This is a genomic window from Pseudomonas sp. JY-Q (genome assembly GCF_001655295.1).
GTDB classification, from domain to species: domain Bacteria; phylum Pseudomonadota; class Gammaproteobacteria; order Pseudomonadales; family Pseudomonadaceae; genus Aquipseudomonas; species Aquipseudomonas alloputida.
Map to the genome: position 1 here is coordinate 2,785,497 of NZ_CP011525.1, position 20,495 is coordinate 2,805,991.

Annotated in this window: 18 protein-coding genes; 9 read left to right on the forward strand and 9 right to left on the reverse strand. The window is 63.2% G+C overall.

The window, feature by feature from the left end:
* Positions 1-94 precede the first annotated feature (94 nt).
* From AA098_RS12620 to csiR, 3 genes are all read right to left on the reverse strand, one after another.
* A complete protein-coding gene (locus AA098_RS12620) occupies positions 95-1,486 on the reverse strand; it encodes a HAMP domain-containing sensor histidine kinase (protein ID WP_014859286.1) in 1,392 nt (463 codons plus the stop codon).
* Complete coding sequence (locus AA098_RS12625; RefSeq protein ID WP_003248078.1) at positions 1,464-2,144, reverse strand: response regulator transcription factor; 681 nt, start codon at positions 2,142-2,144, stop codon at positions 1,464-1,466. The genes AA098_RS12620 and AA098_RS12625 overlap by 23 nt, the downstream gene beginning before the upstream one ends.
* A 74-nt stretch (positions 2,145-2,218) precedes the next feature.
* Positions 2,219-2,914 carry a DNA-binding transcriptional regulator CsiR gene (gene csiR / locus AA098_RS12630; RefSeq protein WP_003248079.1) on the reverse strand — a complete coding sequence of 232 codons (696 nt, stop codon included), beginning with the start codon at positions 2,912-2,914 and terminating at the stop codon, positions 2,219-2,221.
* 195 nt (positions 2,915-3,109) lie between these two features.
* Here csiR and glaH point away from each other — a divergent pair, with 195 nt between their 5' ends.
* From glaH to proP, 6 genes are all read left to right on the forward strand, one after another.
* Positions 3,110-4,087 carry a glutarate dioxygenase GlaH gene (gene glaH / locus AA098_RS12635; RefSeq protein WP_003248080.1) on the forward strand — a complete coding sequence of 326 codons (978 nt, stop codon included), beginning with the start codon at positions 3,110-3,112 and terminating at the stop codon, positions 4,085-4,087.
* 114 nt (positions 4,088-4,201) lie between these two features.
* Positions 4,202-5,452: an L-2-hydroxyglutarate oxidase gene (gene lhgO, locus AA098_RS12640; RefSeq protein ID WP_003248081.1), complete on the forward strand. Its 1,251-nt coding sequence runs from the start codon at positions 4,202-4,204 to the stop codon at positions 5,450-5,452.
* A gap of 150 nt (positions 5,453-5,602) precedes the next feature.
* The gene (gene gabP / locus AA098_RS12645; RefSeq protein ID WP_012052530.1) at positions 5,603-6,994 is read left to right on the forward strand and encodes a GABA permease; all 1,392 of its coding nucleotides are present in this window, start codon (positions 5,603-5,605) and stop codon (positions 6,992-6,994) included.
* 87 nt (positions 6,995-7,081) lie between these two features.
* Positions 7,082-7,975: a PA4780 family RIO1-like protein kinase gene (locus tag AA098_RS12650; RefSeq protein WP_019437052.1), complete on the forward strand. Its 894-nt coding sequence runs from the start codon at positions 7,082-7,084 to the stop codon at positions 7,973-7,975.
* 195 nt (positions 7,976-8,170) lie between these two features.
* A complete protein-coding gene (gene hemB, locus AA098_RS12655; protein WP_010953815.1) occupies positions 8,171-9,145 on the forward strand; it encodes a porphobilinogen synthase in 975 nt (324 codons plus the stop codon).
* Between the two features lie 158 nt (positions 9,146-9,303).
* On the forward strand, positions 9,304-10,806 hold the full coding sequence (proP, locus tag AA098_RS12660; RefSeq protein WP_004576707.1) for a glycine betaine/L-proline transporter ProP: 1,503 nt from the start codon (positions 9,304-9,306) through the stop codon (positions 10,804-10,806).
* Here proP and AA098_RS12665 read toward each other — a convergent pair whose 3' ends face one another.
* The 4 genes from AA098_RS12665 to AA098_RS12680 form a co-directional block, all read right to left on the reverse strand.
* Entirely contained in the window at positions 10,807-11,508 is a 702-nt protein-coding gene (locus AA098_RS12665; RefSeq protein ID WP_003248091.1) for a YoaK family protein, read from the reverse strand.
* Between the two features lie 9 nt (positions 11,509-11,517).
* Entirely contained in the window at positions 11,518-12,147 is a 630-nt protein-coding gene (locus tag AA098_RS12670; protein ID WP_003248093.1) for a riboflavin synthase, read from the reverse strand.
* A gap of 172 nt (positions 12,148-12,319) precedes the next feature.
* Positions 12,320-14,386, reverse strand: a complete 2,067-nt coding sequence (gene treS / locus AA098_RS12675; RefSeq protein WP_004576705.1) for a maltose alpha-D-glucosyltransferase — start codon at positions 14,384-14,386, stop codon at positions 12,320-12,322.
* Positions 14,387-14,577: 191 nt separating this feature from the next.
* Positions 14,578-15,495 (reverse strand): LysR family transcriptional regulator, encoded by a 918-nt coding sequence (locus AA098_RS12680; RefSeq protein ID WP_064614292.1) that lies wholly within the window; start codon positions 15,493-15,495, stop codon positions 14,578-14,580.
* Positions 15,496-15,615: 120 nt separating this feature from the next.
* Between AA098_RS12680 and AA098_RS12685 the strand changes: the two genes are divergently transcribed.
* The 3 genes from AA098_RS12685 (at position 15,616) to AA098_RS12695 (ending at position 18,322) form a co-directional block, all read left to right on the forward strand.
* Complete coding sequence (locus tag AA098_RS12685) at positions 15,616-16,374, forward strand: 5-oxoprolinase subunit PxpA (RefSeq protein WP_004576703.1); 759 nt, start codon at positions 15,616-15,618, stop codon at positions 16,372-16,374.
* Positions 16,375-16,466: 92 nt separating this feature from the next.
* Positions 16,467-17,354 carry an allophanate hydrolase subunit 1 gene (locus tag AA098_RS12690; RefSeq protein WP_003248100.1) on the forward strand — a complete coding sequence of 296 codons (888 nt, stop codon included), beginning with the start codon at positions 16,467-16,469 and terminating at the stop codon, positions 17,352-17,354.
* Complete coding sequence (locus tag AA098_RS12695; RefSeq protein ID WP_003248102.1) at positions 17,351-18,322, forward strand: biotin-dependent carboxyltransferase family protein; 972 nt, start codon at positions 17,351-17,353, stop codon at positions 18,320-18,322. Before AA098_RS12690 ends, AA098_RS12695 begins: the two co-directional genes overlap by 4 nt.
* A 61-nt stretch (positions 18,323-18,383) precedes the next feature.
* Here AA098_RS12695 and AA098_RS12700 read toward each other — a convergent pair whose 3' ends face one another.
* Together AA098_RS12700 and AA098_RS12705 are read right to left on the reverse strand one after the other, a co-directional pair.
* Entirely contained in the window at positions 18,384-19,232 is an 849-nt protein-coding gene (locus AA098_RS12700; RefSeq protein ID WP_014861078.1) for a TIGR03915 family putative DNA repair protein, read from the reverse strand.
* Positions 19,223-20,443, reverse strand: coding sequence for a putative DNA modification/repair radical SAM protein (locus AA098_RS12705; protein WP_003248106.1), 1,221 nt, complete (start codon positions 20,441-20,443; stop codon positions 19,223-19,225). The genes AA098_RS12700 and AA098_RS12705 overlap by 10 nt, the downstream gene beginning before the upstream one ends.
* Positions 20,444-20,495: the final 52 nt, after the last annotated feature.

The window sequence follows — 20,495 nt, forward strand, 5'->3', positions numbered from 1 at the left end:
CGCACGCTCCCACAGGGATAGCGCACACTTGAGATGTCGCGCCAACCAGTGGGAGCGTGCGTGCCCGCGAAGGGCCGCAAAGCAGCCCCCGCTTTTACTTCGCTAGGCCCGCAAGCGGGCAGTGCAATACCAGCCTGGCCCCACCCAATTCGCTTTCGCCAATCTCCAGCCCGAACCCATGCAGGTCGACGATTGCCGCCACGATCGACAACCCCAGCCCGAAGCCGGCATGGCGGTGGCCTTCATCGCTGCGATAGAACCGTTTCAGTACGGCCGTCCGCTCTTCTTCGGGAATACCTGGCCCGCTATCCTCGATCGCCATGTGCACGCCGTTGTCATCCAGCGTGGCGCTTATGCGCACCCGACCACCCTCGGGCGTAAACTTGATCGCGTTGCCCACCAGATTCGCCAACGCCTCGAACAGCAGCTCGCGATCGCCGTGCAGTGCCGGTAGCTGCGCAGGTTGGTGCAATTGCAGATGAATGCCGCCATCTTCGGCCAATGGCAGGTAAAAATCGTGCAGTTCTACCAGCAGTTCATGCGGGTCAAGCTGGACGAAGCCGGCGCGGCGCTGGCGGTCTTCCAGCTCGCTGATGCGTAACAACCCGCGAAAGCGCGCCATCAAGGTGTCGGTTTCGCCGATGGCCTGGTCCAGCGCTTCGGCTTGCGCAGAATCCACGTCGCTTTGCTGGCGAATACGGTACAGCTGGGCGCGCAGACGGGTCAGCGGTGTGCGCAGGTCATGGGCAATGTTGTCGCATACACCCTTGACCTCATGCATCAGCCGTTCGATACGGTCGAGCATGGCATTGACGATCGCCGCAAGCATGTCCAGTTCGTCGCGGCGGGCCGACAGTGGCAGGCGGTGGGTCAGGTCGCCGGCGACGATCAGTTCGGCCTGGGCCTGGATCGCCCGTATACGCTTGAGCGGCCTGCGCCGTAGCAGGTACCAACCGGCAAAACCCGGGATCAGGGTCAGCGAGATGCCCCAGAGCAGGGCGTGCAGGATGATCCGGGTAACCACGAACAACGAGCCATTGTCACGCACCAGCACCAGCCACCGGCCATCCTGTACCTTGATTGCCACCGCGTCGCAGCTGTCGCGGGGCATGCGTGGGTCGTCGGCATCCAGGCAGCGTTCCAATTCATGGATCTTGCCGTCCAGTCTGAGCTCTGGGGGCAAGGCCCGCACGGTGCCGCCAATCGGGTTGAGCTGGCTATCGAACAGACCGTAGGCGTCAAAGCTGCGCTCCTCGAAGGCCTGGCTGGCAATCAGGGCGTCGTCCAGTTGCTTGCCGCTCATGTGGGCGAACAGGTGCTGGCGTTGCAGCATGGAGTGACGGGTGAGTTTGTTCAGGTAGCTGGATACCTCGAAGTACAGCACCCCCATGAGGATGCTGCTCCAGGCCACGAACAGAAAGCTGTACAGCGCCAGCAGGCGGCTGGTCGAAGAGCTCCAGCCTTTAGACGGGTTCAGCAATGGCATAGCCGGAGCCCCGTACCGTACGGATCAGCGGCGACTGGCCGGGTGAGTCGATCTTTTTGCGCAGGCGGCCAATGTGCACGTCGATCAGGTTGGTGCCCGGGTCGAAGTGATAGCCCCAGACCTCCTCGAAAATCATCATCCGCGTGATCACCTGGCCGCTGTGGCGCATCAGGTACTCCAGCAGCTTGTATTCGGTGGGCAACAGGTTGAGGGTGTTGTCACCGCGGCGCGCTTCGTGGCTGATCAGGTCCAGCTGCAGATCGGCAACCTGCAAGCGGGTCTGGGTCATGGGGACGCTGTTACGGCGCAGCAGTACCTCGACTCGCGCAGCCATTTCGTCGGAGGCGAACGGCTTGGTCAGGTAGTCGTCCCCGCCGGCACGCAGGCCGCGCACCCGCTCATCGACGTCGGAGAGGGCGCTGATCATCAGGATCGGCGTAGCGATCTTGAGGTTGCGCAGGGTGGTGACGATGGTCAGGCCGTCCACCTCGGGCAGCATGCGGTCCAGGGTGATCAGGTCGTAGCCGCCCGCAATGGCTTTGGCCAGGCCTTCACGGCCATTGTCGGCCCAATCCACTTCCAGGCCGTGGCTGGTAAGTTCGGCGACGATTTCCTGGCCGGTGACGGCGTCGTCTTCGATGGTCAGTACGCGAGGCATGCTGGTTCCTGGGCATCTAATGGAGAACTGATTGTGCCAAAGAATAGACAACCGGCGATTTAAGAAAAATTCATCTAGCGGGCACCGATGCCTTCGGCGTGCATGATCTGCGCAATGATCGGTACCGGTGTCATCAGGTGCGAGCGCATCATGGCGCTGGCAGTTTTGGCATCCCGGGCGAGGATCACCTCGACCAGTGCCGCATGCTCCTGGCGCTTGAGCGCCAGCGCCTGTTCGGAAAACACCGTCTGCGTCAGCCACAGGTGGCGGTAGCGCTCGGCCTGGTCGAACAGGTAGGTGCGTGCCTGCAGCAGGTGCTTGGAGCCGCAGCCCGAGGCAATGGCAGTATGGAACGCCTTGTGCCGCTCGTCCCACACATCCAGCCGCTGCTCGCGGGTTTTCACTTCCACCACCTTGGCCAAGGTATGCGAGTGGGCCAGCACCGACGCCTCCCAGGCATCGTCACCGCGCTCGATGGCCAGGGCAATGATCATCGCTTCCAGGTTGGCGCGGGCGTCGTAGATGTCGTTCATCTCATCCAGCGACATGGGCGCTACCCGGTAGCCTTTCTGGCTGATCGCGTTGACCAGGTGCTCGGCCACCAGTTGCGACAGTGCTTCGCGCAGCGGGCCCACACCCAGGTCGTAGCGTTCCTTGAGGGCGCTCATCAATAGCTTTTCACCGGGCTTGAACACCCCGCGGATGATGTCCTTCTTGAGCCTCTCATACCCGCTGAATGCTGAGTTTTGTCGGGGGGCGAGCGCTTCCAAGATCCTGTTCCTCAAAACGTTTTGCCGATCATACCGAAACCCTCTGCCGACGAAAAACAATGGACAAACGCGGTTAGTGTCGTTGAAACATAAAAATGTAGACATTTTTAGTTAGTGGCGATATTTTTACCTCGCCCGCACTGATCCAGGTCATGACCGGACGGCGCCACCTACTTTTTTAGCCAGGACACTGCCATGAACGCCTTTACGCAGATCGACGAACTTGTCATGCCACTGCCTCTCGAACCGCAGGGCTACACCATCGCCCCCTCGAAACAGTCGCCGCGCCTGCTGGAACTGACCTTTGCCCGGGAAACTGTCGAAGCGTTCGTGCAGGCCGTTGCCCAATGGCCGGTGCAGGCATTGGAGTACAAGTCGTTCCTGCGTTTTCGCGTAGGCGAAATCCTTGACGAGCTGTGCCAGGGCACGCTGCGCCCGGTGCTGCTCAACACCATCCTCGACCGCGCCACAGGTGGCATGCTGATTACCCCGATCGGCCTGGACGACGTGAGCCAGGCCGAAGACATGGTCAAGTTCACCACCGCCTGTGCACACCTGATCGGCCGTTCCAACTATGACGCCATGAGTGGCCAGTTCTATGCGCGCTTCGTGGTGGTCAACAGCGACAACTCCGACAGCTACCTGCGCCAGCCGCACCGTGTGATGGAGCTGCACAACGACGGTACGTTCGTGAACCAGATCACCGACTATGTGCTGATGCTGAAGATCGACGAAAAGAACATGGAAGGCGGCAACTCGCTGCTGCTGCACCTGGACGACTGGGAGCAGTGCGAGGCGTTCTTCCGTCACCCGATGGCCCGTCGCGAAATGCGCTGGACCGCACCGCCGAGCAAAAAGGTTGCCGAAGATGTGTTCCATTCGGTATTCGACACCGATACCGAAGGCCGGCCGACCATGCGCTACATTGACCAGTTCGTGCAGCCGGAAAACTACGAGGAAGGTATCTGGCTGAACGCCTTGTCCGAGTCGCTGGAAGGCAGCGGCAAGAAGGTCTCGGTACCGGTAGGCGTAGGCAGTTTCCTGCTGATCAACAACCTGTTCTGGCTGCATGGCCGCGATCGCTTCACCCCGCACGAGGGCCTGCGCCGCGAACTGATGCGCCAGCGTGGTTACGTCGCCTTCCCCAAGCCGCTGTACCAGCGCGGGCAATAATGACAGGGCGCGGGGCGGGCGCTCGCCCACGCGTTTTTGCACAAAACAATGCCACCAGGCCCCGTGCGGGCCTTGGTGAGCCTGCCAGGCAATGCCTGCGTGTGAGGTAAGGCTGTGTACGATTTCATCATTATTGGCGGCGGGATTGTGGGCATGTCCACGGCCATGCACCTGATCAAGGTCTACCCGGACGCGAAGATTCTCCTGCTGGAGAAAGAGTCCGGCCCGGCCCGCCATCAGACCGGCCATAACAGTGGCGTGATCCACGCCGGCGTGTATTACACCCCCGGCAGCCTCAAGGCGCGCTTCTGCCTGGAAGGCAACAAGGCGACCAAAGCCTTCTGCACCCGGCACGGCATTCATTTCGATGAGTGCGGCAAGCTGCTGGTCGCCACCAACGATCTGGAAATGCAGCGCATGAAGGCGCTGTGGGAGCGCACGGCGGCCAATGGCCTGGAACGCTACTGGCTGTCGGCTGCCGAGTTGCGCGAGCGTGAGCCCAACATCGTCGGTATGGGGGGCATCTTCGTGCCGTCCAGCGGCATCGTCAACTACGCCCAGGTCACCGCTGCGATGGGCGCAGAGTTCCAGCGTGCCGGCGGCGAAATCCGCTATGGCGCAGAAGTGGTTGGCCTGCAGGAACAGGCAAATGAAGTGATCGTGCGCACCCAGCGCGATGAATTGCGCAGCCGTTTCCTGGTGACCTGCTCGGGGCTGATGGCCGACCGCGTGGTGAGCATGCTCGGTCTGCGTACCGAATTCGTGATCTGCCCGTTCCGTGGCGAATACTACCTGCTGCCCAAGCAGCACAATCAGATCGTCAACCACCTGATCTACCCGATTCCCGACCCGTCGATGCCCTTCCTGGGGGTGCACCTGACCCGCATGATCGACGGCACCGTCACCGTAGGCCCCAACGCCGTGCTGGCGATGAAGCGCGAGGGCTACCGCAAGACCGATGTCAGCCCCAGCGACCTGTTCCAGACCCTGACCACGCCCGGCATCCTCAAGGTGCTGGCGAAGAACTTCCGCCCGGGCCTGATCGAGATGAAGAACTCGCTGTTCAAGGGCGGGTACCTCAAGCAGGTGCAGAAGTACTGCCCGAGCATTACCAAAGCCGACCTCACACCTTACCCGGCCGGCGTGCGTGCCCAGGCGGTGTCGCGCGACGGCAAGCTGATCGACGATTTCCTGTTCGTCAACACCGCACGCAGTGTCAACGTGTGCAACGCACCGTCGCCAGCTGCTACCTCGGCCATCCCGATCGGCGCCTACATCGTCGAGAAGGTGTGCGAGCAGGTCGGCCTGCAGGGCGGCAGCTTCCCCAAGGCCGACCTGTCGGCCAACCAGAGGGCTGCCAGCTGACACCCCGGTAACACCTCCTGCGGTTTCGTTTTACTCAACCCGTACTGCCCTGCTCACCATTCAGGGCAGGGCGGGCTTTTTCGCGCCTGCGTCGGTGACGTGCAGCCGGCGGCCCCCGCGTGGGCATGACAAAAACAACAAGGTAGCACCATGCAAACCCACAAGAACAATTTGAGTCATGGATTGAAATCACGGCATGTCACCATGCTGTCCATTGCCGGCGTGATCGGCGCCGGGCTGTTTGTCGGCTCTGGCCGCGCCATCGCCGAAGCGGGGCCTGCCACCATCCTGGCCTATATCCTGGCGGGCGGCCTGGTGGTGCTGGTGATGCGCATGCTGGCCGAAATGGCGGTTGCCTCCCCGGACACCGGCTCGTTCTCAACCTACGCTGACCTCGCCATCGGCAAATGGGCCGGTTACACCATCGGTTGGCTGTACTGGTGGTTCTGGGTGCTGATCATTCCGATCGAGGCCAATATCGCCGCTACCATCATCAACTCCTGGGTCCCGCAGATGGAGATCTGGGTGTTGTCGTTGGTGATCACGTTGCTGCTGACGGCCACCAACCTGTTCAGCGTGAAGAATTACGGTGAGTTCGAGTTCTGGTTGGCACTGGTCAAGGTGGTGGCCATCGTCAGCTTCATCGCCCTGGGTGTTTGCGCCATTTTCGGCCTGTTGCCGGGGTCCGGCGTCAGCGGCGTCTCGCGCCTGTGGGATACGGGGGGCTTCATGCCCAACGGCTTTGGTGCGGTGCTGAGCGCGATGCTGATCACCATGTTCTCGTTCCTCGGGGCCGAGGTGGTGACCATCGCTGCGGCTGAATCCGACGAGGCGGGCAAGCATATTTCCAAGGCCACCAATTCGGTGATCTGGCGGATAACGCTGTTCTACATCCTGTCGATCTTCATCGTCATCGCATTGGTACCGTGGACCGACCCACGCCTGGCGACCGAAGGCTCTTATGTCACGGTGCTGGACACCCTCGGCGTGCCAAATGCCAAGGCCATCATCGACTTCGTGGTGCTGACGTCGGTGACCAGTTGCCTCAATTCGTCGCTGTACACCGCCTCGCGCATGGTCTATTCGCTTAGCCGCCGGGGTGATGCCCCGGCCTGTGCCCAGATAACCAGCCGCAGTGGTACACCCGTGGTGGCAGTCTTGTTGTCGACGGGGGCTGCCTTCCTGGCGGTGATCGCCAACTACCTGGTGCCGGCTCAGGTGTTTGGCTTCCTCATGGCCAGCTCCGGTGCCATTGCCTTGCTGGTGTATCTGGTCATCGCCATTTCCCAGCTGCGCCTGCGCCAGCGCCTGACGGCACAGGGCAAGACACTGGGTTACCGCATGTGGCTGTTCCCGTGGCTGACCTGGGGCGTGATCCTGTTCATCAGCGGCGTACTGGTATTGATGCTGTTCCGTCCGGATCATCGCCTGGAAGTGGTCTCGACGATGGTGCTGGCGGTGTTGGTGGTGTGCTCGGGGGTGCTGGTGACCCGGCGCCGGGCACGCGGCGGGGCCGTGGCTGGCGTAGGGCAGGGCGCCTGATTCGTCCGGCCTGAAGACAGACGAGCAAGTCGCATCAGGCTGTGAGAGGATGTCCGCCAACAAAGCCAGGACCCTGAACGCAGCCTGATGAAGACACCTAAAAGAATCGAACCGTTGATCGAAGACGGCCTTGTCGACGAAGTACTACGGCCGTTGATGAGTGGCAAGGAAGCCGCTGTGTACGTGGTGCGCTGTGGCAGCGAGGTACGCTGCGCCAAGGTCTATAAAGAAGCCAACAAGCGCAGTTTCCGCCAGGCCGCCGAATACCAGGAGGGCCGCAAGGTACGCAACAGCCGTCAGGCCCGGGCCATGGCCAAGGGCAGCAAGTACGGCCGCAAAGAAGCTGAAGATGCCTGGCAGAACGCCGAAGTGGCAGCGCTGTTCCGTTTGGCCGCCGCAGGTGTGAGGGTGCCCAAGCCTTACGACTTCCAGGACGGTGTGCTCCTGATGGAGCTGGTCACCGATGCCGATGGCGATGCGGCCCCGAGGCTGAACGACGTACACCTGGAAGCGGAGGATGCCCGCGCGTTCCACGCCTTCGTCATTCGCCAGGTCGTGCTGATGCTGTGCGCCGGAATGGTGCATGGCGACCTGTCCGAGTTCAACGTGCTGCTCGGCCCGGACGGGCCGGTGATCATCGACCTGCCGCAGGCAGTGGATGCAGCCGCCAACAACCACGCCTTCAGCATGCTGCAGCGCGATGTGGACAACATGGCCCATTATTTCGGGCGCTTTGCCCCGGAGCTGAAAAGCACCCGCTATGCGCAGGAGATGTGGGCGTTGTACGAGGCCGGCGAGTTGCTGCCCGACAGCCCGTTGACCGGGGTGTTCGAGGATGACGAACATGAAGCTGACGTAACCGGGGTGATGCGCGAGATCGACGCCGCCCGGATGGACGACGCTCGCCGCCGTGCAGCACGCGCCGAGGCTGAGCATGGGCCGGCCAAGGCAGAGGAAGTGACGCCGCCCTGGCTGCAGTAATTTATTCCTGTACCGGCCTCTTCTCGGGTAAACCCGCACCTACGGGATTTGTGGGCGCGGTTTTGCCCGCGAAGAGGCCAACACAGGCAAACCCCGGCCGTTGCCATTGACGCAAGACACAATCTCGTCATTTAGCCTTTTCACTGGCGCGCGACAGGCATAAGGTATACGCCGTTCAAATTCCCTGGAGCTGTCATGTCCAACCAATTCCCGTCCGTTCGTCCCCGCCGCCTGCGCCAGAACGAGTCCCTGCGCACGATCTTCCAGGAAACCGAGTTCCGCCTTGAAGACCTGATCCTGCCGATCTTCGTCGAAGAGGGCATCGATGATTTCGTGCCGATCACCAGCATGCCCGGTGTCAATCGTATCCCCGAGAAACTGTTGGCCCAGGAAATCGAGCGCTATGCCCGCGCCGGTATCAAGTCGGTGATGACCTTTGGCGTATCGCACCACCTGGATGCCGATGGCAGCGACACCTGGAACGAAAACGGCCTGGTTGCGCGCATGTCGCGTATCTGCAAGGACACCGTGCCGGAAATGGTGGTGATGTCCGACACCTGCTTCTGCGAATACACCAGCCACGGTCACTGCGGCGTGCTGCATGACCATGGCGTGGACAACGACGCCACCCTGGCCAACCTGGGCAAGCAGGCCGTCATCGCCGCTGCTGCCGGTGCCGACTTCATTGCCCCCTCGGCGGCGATGGACGGCCAGGTGCAGGCTATCCGCAGCGCGCTGGACGGTGCCGGCTTCCACGACACCGCGATCATGGCCTACTCGACCAAGTTCGCCTCGTCGTTGTATGGCCCGTTCCGTGAGGCCGGTGGCACTGCACTGAAGGGTGACCGCAAAAGCTACCAGATGAACCCGATGAACCGCCGCGAAGCGGTGCGCGAATCGCTGCTCGACGAGCAGGAAGGCGCGGACGTGCTGATGGTCAAGCCGGCCGGTGCCTACCTTGATGTGATCGCCGACATCCGCGCCGCTTCGCGCCTGCCACTGGCGGCGTACCAGGTGAGTGGCGAGTATGCGATGATCAAGTTCGGTGGCCTGGCCGGTGCCATCGACGAAGGCCGGGTGGTGCGCGAAAGCATTGGCGCAATCAAGCGTGCCGGTGCCGACCTGATCCTGACCTACTTCGCCATGGACCTGGCGCGCGAAGGTATCTGAAGCCAGGCCTTGGTCATGAAAGCCGCTGCCATTGCAGCGGCTTTTCTTTGGGCGCCGTTGGGGGGTGCCGCAAACACACAAAAAAACAGTAAGCGCTGAATTATTTAGTGTCCCGTTGTATCTGATCCCTTAGAGCATTCATCGACAGGGATACGGGTATGAAACCTCGCAAGAAAAGCGTCCAGCCAATCGGCCTGAAGGACATCACCATCGTCGACGACGCCAAGATGAAGAAGGCGATCACGGCCGCCGCGCTGGGCAACGCCATGGAGTGGTTCGACTTTGGGGTATATGGCTTCGTCGCTTATGCCTTGGGCAAGGTGTTTTTCCCCAACGCCGACCCCAGCGTGCAAATGATCGCGGCCTTGGCCACCTTCTCGGTGCCGTTCCTGATCCGGCCCCTTGGCGGGTTGTTCTTCGGCGCCTTGGGCGACAGGTTCGGGCGGCAGAAAATCCTCGCCGCGACCATCGTGATCATGTCCCTGAGCACCTTCGCCATCGGCCTGATACCGTCCTATGCAAGCATTGGTATCTGGGCGCCCATCCTGTTGCTGCTGGCCAAGATGGCCCAGGGCTTTTCGGTGGGTGGTGAATACACCGGTGCCTCGATCTTCGTTGCCGAGTACGCGCCAGACCGCAAGCGCGGCTTTCTCGGCAGCTGGCTGGATTTCGGTTCGATTGCCGGCTTTGTGCTGGGCGCAGGGGTGGTGGTGCTCATTTCCACGGTGCTGGGTGAAGAACAATTCCTCGAATGGGGCTGGCGCCTGCCGTTCTTCCTGGCCCTGCCGCTGGGCATCATCGGCCTCTACCTGCGCCATGCGCTGGAAGAAACCCCTGCGTTCCAGCAGCACGTCGACAAGCTGGAACAGGGCGATCGTGAAGGCCTGGCCTCCGGGCCCAAGGTGTCGTTCAAGGAGGTGGCCACCCAGCACTGGCGCAGCCTGGTGACCTGCATCGGCGTGGTAATCGCCACCAACGTCACCTACTACATGCTGCTTACCTACATGCCCAGCTACCTGTCGCACAACCTGCACTACAGCGAAGACCATGGCGTGCTGATCATCATCGCGATCATGGTCGGCATGCTGTTCGTGCAGCCGATCATCGGTCTGCTCAGCGACAAGTTTGGCCGACGGCCGTTCATCATCGTCGGCAGTGTCGGCCTGCTGGCCTTGGCCATTCCGGCATTCATGCTGATCAACAGTGGGGTGCTTGGGCTTATTTTCGCCGGCCTGCTGATCATTGCCGTGTTGCTGAACTTCTTCATCGGCGTCATGGCCTCGACGCTGCCGGCCATGTTCCCCACGCACATCCGTTACAGCGCCCTGGCCAGCGCCTTCAATATCTCGGTGCTGATCGCCGGCCTTACTCCAACCCTCGCTGCGTGGCTGGTGGAGACCACAAACGACCTGTACATGCCGGCCTATTACCTGATGGTGATCGCTGCTGTCGGCCTGGTCACCGGCCTGACCATGAAGGAAACCGCCAACAAGCCCCTGCGCGGCGCCGCCCCTGCGGCGTCAGACATCGAAGAGGCGCGTGAACTGCTGCAGGAGCACCACGACAACATCGAGCAGAAGATCGAGGACATCGATGCGCAGATCGCCGAGTTGGAAGCCAAGCGCGAAAAACTGGCACAGCAGCACCCGCGTATCGAATGATCAGCGCGGCATGTAGCCACGCTGCCAGGAACGCGGTATGAACCGCGATACCAATGCCAGCACGCAGGCCAGCGCACAACTGCCGGCCAGCGCCTGCAGGCCCAGGTGTTGTTGCAACCAGGCGCCGAGCGCGGCGCCCAGCAACATCCCGGCCCAAGGTATCAACTGGACCCGCCAGCCATTGCGCCGCTCGCCCAGCAGCCAACGCCCCAGGCCGCGGCCGAAACGCGACAGGGCGCCCGTTACGTAAGTCAGGCCAATGGGCAGGCCATTCACCTGTTCCACGACCGCATTGATCATGCCCATGGCCAGCGTGGCCGCCAACAGCGCAGGGAAGGTGGCCGGCAACGGCCACGCTGCGGCGAAAGCCAGCAGTGCGGCAACCACCAACAGCACCGGCCAGGCTCGACGGCGCAATCCGCGAGCCAGGAGCACACCCAGCGCATTGCCCGCAACGAAGCCCAGTACGGCGCCACTGAGGCGTAGCACAAGGGCCAGGTCAGCTTCACTGATGGCCACCGCCAGGCGTGTGGTGTTACCACTCATGAACGACACGAAATCGCCCAGTGCCAGCAAGCCGATGGCATCGGTCATGCCGGCCAGCACCGACAGGGCGGCGACCAGGCCAAGGCCGACGCGACCGCGCATTACCTGCAGGCGCAAACGCCTGGCTGTGCGCGCGGGGAGGGCGTTAGGGAGCATGTGCAGGCCTCAGGGCAACAGGTTTTCGCGGGCCAGGGTACCTTTGATGGTGCGCTCTACCACATCGACCAGCACCATGGTCTGGTGGTCGACCTCGATGTTGAGCAGTTCACCTGTGTGGTAGCTGGCGAAGGTAGTCTGACGCAGGGTTTCCGGGATCAGGTTGATGGTGATCACGTTATCCTCCACGTCAGCGACCGTCAGGCTGCAGCCATTGACCCCGATGAAACCGCGCGGGAACACGTACTTGCCCCATCGCGGCGGCATGCGGAACTTGATGAAGGCGCCGGTTTCCTTGATCGACAGCTCGACGATCTCGGCGGTAGTGGCGATGTGGCCGGCCATCAGGTGGCCGCCGACTTCGGCGTTCATCTTCGCTGAGCGTTCGATGTTCACGCTCCGGCCAGGCTTGAAGCTGCTCAGATTGGTGCGTTCGAGGGTAGCGGTCATGGCGTCGAACCTGACCTGGCTGCCGTCGATTTCGGTCACGGACAGGCACGTACCTTCGACACTGACGCTGGCACCGATTTTCAGTTCGTCGAGCAGTTCCGGGGTGAGGTCGATGGTGAACTGGTTGTGGCCCGGGTAGGTGGTCACATCAAGCAGAGGGCGGACGGCCTGGACGATGCCGGTGTACATGGAGTTGCTCCTGGGCACGGAAAAGAAAACTTCCGAACGCTATGCCCGTAGCGCCGTAAATGCAAGACCGGCTTCTTGGCTGGCAAGCCGGCTTGCGAGTCTGGCAACTGCGCGGGGCAGGCGGCGTGCTTGCGGGCGAAACCGGTTTGCCGACGGCAGGGCCACGCCAGATTCAAACATGCCCGCTGCTGTTGACGATCCGCAGGCACAGCGCCTCGTAGGGGTCCAGGTTCACCATCAGGCGCCCGTCCTCGGTCAAATCGCCTTCGACCGTCTCGTTGATCATGTCGACCACCGGCCCAGGTGTGAAGCCGGTCAACAGCAGTTCCTCGGCAATTGCCTCCTGGCCGAAGTTCAGCGCAGTGATCTGGATACCGCGCCCGGCTGGCAACTCATGCACCATCACCAGCAGCCCTGGGCTGCGTACCTCAGGTACCAGCACCTGACGGCTGGTGGCGATGCCGTAGGCCTGGCGCACAGCCAGCAGTTTCTTCACCTGGCAGGCAAATGAATCACCCTCGTCCAGCTGGCTGTCGAGGCTGCCGTAAAGCGACCGGGCACGCGGCATGCCACGCACCGAAGCCGCCGCCTGTGGGTCAAGCCCGGCCAGGTCATAGCCGCCTCGGTGAATCCAGCGGGTATCGCCGTCGAGCATGCGTTCGGCCACCGCTTCGGCGGGCAAGGGCAGGGCACCGACCAGGTCCCAGCCGGACAAGGCGACTACCCCCGGCTGCATGGCGTTGTACATGACCAGCAGCAGGTGCACCTTCTTGATCAATTCGATATCCGCTACGCCAATCTGTTCAAGGTCGCGGATACCCAGTGCAGCGGCGATCAGGCTGGCGGTGGTGCAGGCAATGCCGTTGGTCACGAAGCGCAGGTTGTACGGAGCATGCTCGCCCGACAGCCGTTCGTAGATTTCTTCGCGGATATGTTCCCGCAGAATGCTGCCTGGCAGGGTCTGGCCCTTGTACAGGTACATGTCGTGAGCATGCAGGGTCCAGAAATGCACCAGCTCCACGGTCAGCTCGTCGTGGTTCTGCAGGGCATGGATCAGCGAGGCCGGGTCAATGCCGAAGGCGTGCATCTCCTTGAGCATCAGGCGCAGGAACTCGGTGTCGCCGGTCAGCAGCGCATGCTGGTAGGCCGGCCGGGTAATGAAATCGTAGGACAGGTCGGCACCGCCCCTGGACATCTGCGCAATGTCATCGAGGGTCAGGTTCAGCTCCTGGAAGCTGAAACCGCCGGCCTTGCGGATCATGCCTCCGATCAGCTGGTTGCCGACGAGCGACAGCGGGTGGCTTTCCGACCAGGCGGTGCCGCTGGCGCGGGTTTCCACGCCGAGAAAGCCGTTGGCGTCCAGGCGCAGGCCGCGTGCACCCAGGCAGTCCAGCGCGTGCAGCGCGTCACCAATGATCATCTGCTGGGCGGCAAAGGTCGGGTCCAGCCAGTTCAGCGAGGGCTGGCCTTCCTTGAAGTAATGCAGGTACACCCAGCGGCGGGTCTTGCCGTCGACGCCTGTGATCGGCGGCGTGGCGCTCCAGTCGGTTTCCTTCACGCCCGGCTCGAAGAAGATTACCCGCTGCAGCTGGCCAACGATGTAATGGCGCGCCTTCAGCTCGTCACACTGAGCTGGCAGTAAATTGACCGCATCGCGCCCGGCGGGCACCTCGGGCAGCAGCGTCCAGTCTTCTTCGCGGATCTCGACCATGTGGTACAGCCCCGGGTAGGGGCCATGGGCGATCTCGGCCAGGCGGAAGTCGGCGCCCTTGCCGGTGTGCGAGGGGATCAGGTCGTCGATGGTCACGGCATTGTGCGCAGCGGCCATGCGGCTCATCTGGATCAGTTCCTGCTCGCTGCCGTACAGCGGGTCGATGTCGAAGCTGATGCGGTCGAAGTTGCCGTCCACGCTGGGGGTGAGTTCGCGGCCGCGGATGCCACCGGACAGTTTGATCGGGCCCGTGTGCAGACCCTGTACGCCGATCTCCGACAGGCGCTTCCACAACGCTTCGTGGGCCAGGGCACCGAGTACCGAGCAGCCCTCGGGCGCGATGATGGCGTCGGGGTAGACGGTCAGCCACACCGAGGCGATTTCGGTGGCGCGGCGTGGCTGCGCCTCGGCGTACGGTTGTTGCCACAGGCGCGACTGGCCTGAGTACAGGCTGGCGCGCGCCTGGGAGGCTTTGAGCATGGCGCGGTCTTCAAGCCATTTGACGTACGACGGGTCGGGCTGGGTCATTTCGCGTCCTCTTTGCGTGTCGGCACCGGCTCAGGTTATGACGGCGTCGCGGCCTGAACGTTCGGCCCGAGATGGGTGTTGGTTTCTTCGCGGGCTTGCCCGCTCCCACAGGCTCCCATACCGCTGAAGATTTGCGCTGCACCTGTGGGAGCGGGCGCGCCCGCGAAGAGGACGGGCTTGCAAAGGCAGGCTCAGCGCCGGGCCGACAACTGCTGCGGTGCCAGAAACGCATCATGGAAGTAATTGCGCACCGCCTGCATCGCCGGGCTGAATGCCCGTTCCCGATGCCAGGCCAACCCCACGCTCATCGGTGTGACCGGGTCGCTGATGCTCACTGTCTCTATACGCTTGCCCTCCAGCGACCACGGCCGGTGCACCAGGTCCGACAGGATCGCCACACCGCTGCCATTGGCGACCATGCTGCGCACGGCCTCCACCGAGCTGGTCCGCACCCTTACGCTTGGCCGTTGCCCGGCCTGCTCCCAGTAGCGCATGGCACTGTGCTCGGCCTCATCCACGGTCAACAGAATGAACGGCTCACAGGCCACATCGGCCAGGCTGACGGCCGAGCGCTCGCACAGTGGGTGATGCCCGGGCAGCCACAGCCGGCGCTCGGAGTTGAACAGGGTTTCCGAGACGATGTCGGGGTGGGTGAGGTTGGCGGTGAGCACCACCGCCATGTCGAAACGCCCCTCCAGCAGGCCTTGCTCGATGGCGCTGCGCTCCTGCTCGTACAGCTCCAGGGTCACGTCCGGATGCCAGTGCTCCAGGCGCTGCAAGTGGTGCGGCAGGAAGTAGCCGATCACCGTGTAACTCGCCGCCAGGCGCAACAGGCCACTGGCACGCACGTCCGGAAGCGGGCTGTTCAACGCATCGTCGACACTGCGCAGGATGACGTAGGCACGGTTCAAGAAGTGCCGGCCGGCTTCGGTCAGGCTCATGCCTTGGGCCGAGCGCTGGAACAACAGCACGCCGAGCATCGCTTCCAGCTCCTTGATGGCCGTGGTCACTGCCGACTGGGAGATGTTCAGGTGGATTGCCGCTTGGGAGATCTGGCCGATTTCAGCGGTGGCAACGAAGTAGCGGACCTGGCGCAAGGTGAGTGACACGGTAGGCTCCCGGGGTATCTGATTTTCAGAAGGTACCCCATCTGTTTATAGATCTTCCCAAGGGGGTGTAGAGAATCTAACGTGGCTTGCATGCAGTCACAAGTGCCAGGAGACGCGGTCATGCAAGCAGTGGATTTCAACTCGGACATGGGTGAGGGCTTTGGCCCGTGGACGATTGGCGACGGCGTCGATCACGAACTGATGGGCTACATCAGCAGCGCCAACATCGCCACCGGTTTCCATGCCGGCGACCCCGGCACCATGCGCCGCACCGTCGAGCGCGCCAAGGCCCTTGGGGTTGCGGTGGGAGCACACCCGGGTTTCCGCGACCTGGTCGGCTTTGGCCGCCGGCACATCAATGCCTCGGCGCAGGAACTGGTGGACGACATGCTCTATCAATTGGGCGCGCTGCGTGAAATCGCTCGTGCCCAGGGCGTGCGCCTGCAGCACATCAAGCCGCATGGGGCGCTGTACATGCACTTGGCGCGTGACGAAGAAGCGGCGCGCTTGCTGGTGCAGAACCTGCGGGTGATCGAGCCCGAGTTGCTGCTGTACTGCATGCCGGGTTCGGTGATCTGCCGCATTGCCCAGGAAATGGGGCAGCCGGTGATTCGCGAGTTCTATGCCGACCGCGAGTACGACCTGAGCGGGTCGATCGTGTTTACCCGCAATGTGCGTGGCTATGAGCCCCAAGCCGTCGCCGAGCGGGTGCTGCGTGCTTGCCGCCAAGGCGTGGTGCGCACGGTCGAAGGCCAGGACCTGGCGATCGAATTCGATTCCATTTGCCTGCACAGTGACACCCCGGGCGCGCTGGACCTGGTCGAGGCCACGCGCAAGGCACTGGATGCGGCCGGCATCGTGGTGCGTGCACCGCGCTGAACCCGTCAGGCATCCGGCAAACAGACACGCCGGAGCCCGTGCATTTTGTTTTCGCCTGCCTTTCTATAAAGATTCCAAGAAAAGGAACTGTCATGGCCGAACCGCTTGCTACAACCCCGATCCGTTACAGCTTCGGCGCCGACGAGCACCTGTTTGCCGAAGTCAGCGAAAGCATGTCGCTGGAGGCCTTTTTCAAGGGTATGGCCGTCACCCGTGCGGTGGAGCGCATGGCCCTGGATGGCGTGCTTGATGTGTGCCTGGCCAACGCGTCCTTCCAGGTCCGCTTCGACCCGGACCGTATCGCCCCCGAGGCACTGCTCGAAGCCGTGCGCGGCGCCGAAGCGCAGGCGGTGGCCGAGCGTTCGTTGCAGACGCGGATCATCGAGATCCCGGTGCTGTACAACGACCCCTGGACCCATGAAACCCTGATGCGCTTTCGGGATCGCCACCAGGACCCCACCAGCACAGACCTGGAGTACGCTGCGCGCATCAACGGCCTGGCCGATGTCGAGGCCTTCATCGCCGCCCACAGTGGCGCGCCATGGTTCGTGTCGATGGTCGGCTTTGTTGCCGGCCTGCCGTTCATGTTCCAGATGGTCGAGCGCCAGCGGCAGCTGCAGGTGCCCAAGTACCTGCGCCCCCGTACCGACACGCCCAAGCTCACCCTGGGCCATGGCGGCTGCTTTGGTTGCATCTACTCGGTGCGCGGGGCCGGGGGCTACCAGATGTTTGGCGTCACCCCGGCACCGATCTACGACCCGCAGCAGACCTTGAATTACCTGAAAGAGCACATGGTGTTCTTCCGCCCGGGTGACATCGTGCAGTTCAAGCCTATCGACCGCCGCACCTACGACCGGGCGGTGGCGGAGGTGGAGGATGGCTGCTTCGACCTGCGCATTCGCCCGGTGACGTTTTCCCTGGACGCCTTCCTCGCCGACCCGGTCGGCTACCCCAAATCGTTGCAGGAGGTGCTGGCATGATCAAGGTACTCAAACCGGGCTTGGCCACTTCTGTACAGGACCTGGGCCGCGAAGGTTACTACCACCTGGGCATTCCACCGTCCGGCGCACTCGACCAGTACGCCTTGAGCGCAGCCAACCACCTGGTGGGCAACCCGGCCGGCGCTGCGGGCCTGGAGTGCGCGCTGGTGGGGCCGGAGCTGGAGTTCCGGCAGGACGCACTGGTCGCTGTGTGCGGCGCGCAGATGCCAGCGTTGCTCGATGGCCGCGAGCAGCGCCCGGACACGGCGTTCGCCGTGCGGGCCGGGCAAGTGTTGCGTTTCGGCTTTCCAACAGCGGGCGCCCGGGCCTACCTGGCAGTGGCCGGAGGCATCGATGTGCCCGAGGTACTGGGTAGCCGGTCCACCTACGCGCTGGGCGCGTTGGGTGGCTTTCATGGGCGCAAACTGATGGCGGGCGACCTGCTGCCGGTCGGCGTGCCCAGCGGCAAGACCCGTGCCGGTGCAAGCTTGCCCATGGCCCTGCGTCAGGCCTTGGGGGGCGAGGTGGTGTTGCGGGTGGTGCCTGGGCTGTACTTCCACCGCCTGACCGAAGCTGCAGCGCAACGTTTCTTCACCGACGCCTGGACCGTTGGCTCCGAAGCGGACCGCATCGGTTATCGCTACAAAGGCGGCAGCGCCTTGAGTTTCCAACCGCGCGAGCAGCCGTTCGGTGCGGGGTCGGACCCGTCCAATATCGTCGACAGCTGCTACCCGATCGGATCGATCCAGGTGCCGGCAGGGTTGGAACCGATCATCCTGCATCGCGATGCAGTGTCGGGGGGCGGCTACGCCATGATCGGCACGGTGATCAGTGCCGACCTCGACCTGATCGGGCAGATGCAGCCCAACCAGCAGGCGCGGTTCCTGCCGGTGAGCCTGGAGCAGGCACTGGAGGCGCGGCGTTCGTACAAGAAGAAGCTGGCCTGCCTGGCCAGGCTCTTCAGTTGAGCATGATGTTTTCGCTGTAGCAGCGGCCTTGTGCCCGACGGGGCCGCAACGGGCTCCGCGGCTACGCCGAGCGCGCAGGTTTGCTGATGGTCTTGCCGGTTTGCGAGGCCACCTCAAGGGCTTGGCCGTCCCGCTGTTTGCCTTGGCGCGCCAGGCCTTCAAGTTGCGGTATCAGCATGCCTTCCGGCAAATGCCGCCAGAACCGCCCAGGCATGTGCAGGCGCAAGGCGTCCGGGTTGAGGCGGGCCGGGTTGAAGGTGTGGCGGTAGTAGGTGCGCCAGAGTTCGGCGCCGGGGTCTTCGGCGTTGCGGGCCCACTGGCGCCAGGGCTCGGGGCACTGTCGCTGGTAGTCGAAGGACTGGCCGTCGAAGCGAATGCCATCCTGTGGCGTGGCAATCAACCAGCGCAAACGCCCCAGGCGGTCGGCAAAATGCGCGCTGGCACTGTGCAGAATGTCGTGTGCCGGCTCGTGATAGGCCACCAGCTCCAGTTGCAAGTGCTCAGCCAGTTCATCAGGCAGCGGCACGAAGCGTACAAACGCGTGCAAGTGATGTGCCTCGCGGGTTACCTGCTTGATGCGCCGTTGCAGCTCACTGCCCAGCCGGTCACCGGCCAGCATTGCCGTGCGGTCGCCATGGGCGACGCGCCACAGCACTTCATACAGCAGGTTCCAGCGCTGTTCGCCACGGTAGCGCGAGGCCTGCTCCAACTGGCTCAGCAGTGCGGCCGGGACTTTGGCCCGGAAAGGGCCAGGCCCTTCAGGCGGCGCTGCCGGCACGGCCAGCAGGTCCGCCATCGGGCCTTGCGACCAGGTGACTTCCGACGGGTCGATGCCATGGCTCAACAACACCCGGGCCTGGTCGCGCCAGGTGGCGAACAGGTCGTCGCAGTCGAGTGCGATCACCCCCATAACCCCATCTGCACGGGCGCTGGCGGCTCACTCAAGCGCGCGCGCAGCAAGCCGCTGCGCAGCTCGGCCTGGGCGGGGCGGTAGTCGCTGGTGACGATGAACGGCCGTGCCTTGTCCAGCACGCAGCGCAGCTGGATCAAGTCGTCATAACGGATGCGCCGCTCCCGCCGCAGGGCGACCAGGCGCTGTACGCTGCGCAGGCCGATGCCGGGGATACGCGCCAGTAGCGCAGGTTCCGCGCGGTTCACGTCCAGCGGGAAGACTTCGCGGTTGGCCAGCGCCCAGGCCAGCTTGGGGTCGATGTCCAGTGCCAGGTTACCGCTGTGGCCCAGCAGCTCGCCAGCCTTGTAGCCATAGCCACGCAGCAGGAAGTCGGCTTGATACAGGCGGTGTTCGCGTAGCAGCGGTGGTGCGGCGAGGGGCACGCTGCCGGGGCTGTCGGGGATCGGGCTGAAGGCGGAGTAGTACACGCGCTTGAGGCCGTAGCCCTGGTACAGCGACTCGGCATTGCGCAGCAAGGTACTGTCGTCGGTGCTGTCGGCGCCGACGATGACTTGGGTGCTCTGCCCGGCCGGGGTAAAGCGCGGCGCCCTGGGCTCGTTGGCCACGGCCTGCTGGCCCTGATGAATCACGCCCATGGCCTGGCGAATGGTGCGCCCTTGCTTTTCCGGCGCCAGTCGCTTGAGGCTGGCGTCGGTGGGCAGTTCGATGTTGACGCTGAGACGGTCGGCCAGGCGCCCGGCCTCTTCGATCAGCAGCGGGTCGGCATCGGGGATGGCCTTGAGGTGGATGTAGCCGCGGAAGCTGTGCTCTTCGCGCAACAGCCGGGCCACACGGATCAGCTGCTCCATGGTGTAGTCCGCCGAGCGGATGATGCCGGAGCTGAGGAACAGGCCGCTGATGCAGTTGCGCCGGTAGAAGTCCAGGGTCAGGCGTACCACTTCCTCGGGGCTGAAGCGCGCGCGTGGCACGTTGCTGGAGCGGCGGTTGACGCAGTACTGGCAGTCATACAGGCAGAAGTTGGTCAGCAGTACCTTGAGCAGTGATACGCAGCGGCCGTCGGGGGTGTAGCTGTGACAGATACCCATGCCATTGGTAGCACCCAGGCCGTCAGCGCCGCGCGAGTTACGCTTGGGCGCGCCGCTGCTGGCGCAAGATGCGTCGTACTTGGCGGCATCGGCCAGGATGCCGAGTTTGGCGATGAGTTGCATGGCGCGGTCTCGCTATACTGAATATTCATACAGTATTTTGAGATTTGATGGA

Bases quoted from the DNA above. Each gene is read 5' to 3' on its own strand.
- AA098_RS12620 (WP_014859286.1), bottom strand. From the start codon at position 1,486: ATGCCATTGCTGAACCCGTCTAAAGGCTGGAGCTCTTCGACCAGCCGC.
- AA098_RS12625 (WP_003248078.1), bottom strand. From the start codon at position 2,144: ATGCCTCGCGTACTGACCATCGAAGACGACGCCGTCACCGGCCAGGAA.
- glaH (WP_003248080.1), top strand. From the start codon at position 3,110: ATGAACGCCTTTACGCAGATCGACGAACTTGTCATGCCACTGCCTCTC.
- gabP (WP_012052530.1), top strand. From the start codon at position 5,603: ATGCAAACCCACAAGAACAATTTGAGTCATGGATTGAAATCACGGCAT.
- AA098_RS12650 (WP_019437052.1), top strand. From the start codon at position 7,082: ATGAAGACACCTAAAAGAATCGAACCGTTGATCGAAGACGGCCTTGTC.
- hemB (WP_010953815.1), top strand. From the start codon at position 8,171: ATGTCCAACCAATTCCCGTCCGTTCGTCCCCGCCGCCTGCGCCAGAAC.
- proP (WP_004576707.1), top strand. From the start codon at position 9,304: ATGAAACCTCGCAAGAAAAGCGTCCAGCCAATCGGCCTGAAGGACATC.
- AA098_RS12665 (WP_003248091.1), bottom strand. From the start codon at position 11,508: ATGCTCCCTAACGCCCTCCCCGCGCGCACAGCCAGGCGTTTGCGCCTG.
- AA098_RS12670 (WP_003248093.1), bottom strand. From the start codon at position 12,147: ATGTACACCGGCATCGTCCAGGCCGTCCGCCCTCTGCTTGATGTGACC.
- treS (WP_004576705.1), bottom strand. From the start codon at position 14,386: ATGACCCAGCCCGACCCGTCGTACGTCAAATGGCTTGAAGACCGCGCC.
- AA098_RS12685 (WP_004576703.1), top strand. From the start codon at position 15,616: ATGCAAGCAGTGGATTTCAACTCGGACATGGGTGAGGGCTTTGGCCCG.
- AA098_RS12690 (WP_003248100.1), top strand. From the start codon at position 16,467: ATGGCCGAACCGCTTGCTACAACCCCGATCCGTTACAGCTTCGGCGCC.
- AA098_RS12695 (WP_003248102.1), top strand. From the start codon at position 17,351: ATGATCAAGGTACTCAAACCGGGCTTGGCCACTTCTGTACAGGACCTG.
- AA098_RS12700 (WP_014861078.1), bottom strand. From the start codon at position 19,232: ATGGGGGTGATCGCACTCGACTGCGACGACCTGTTCGCCACCTGGCGC.
- AA098_RS12705 (WP_003248106.1), bottom strand. From the start codon at position 20,443: ATGCAACTCATCGCCAAACTCGGCATCCTGGCCGATGCCGCCAAGTAC.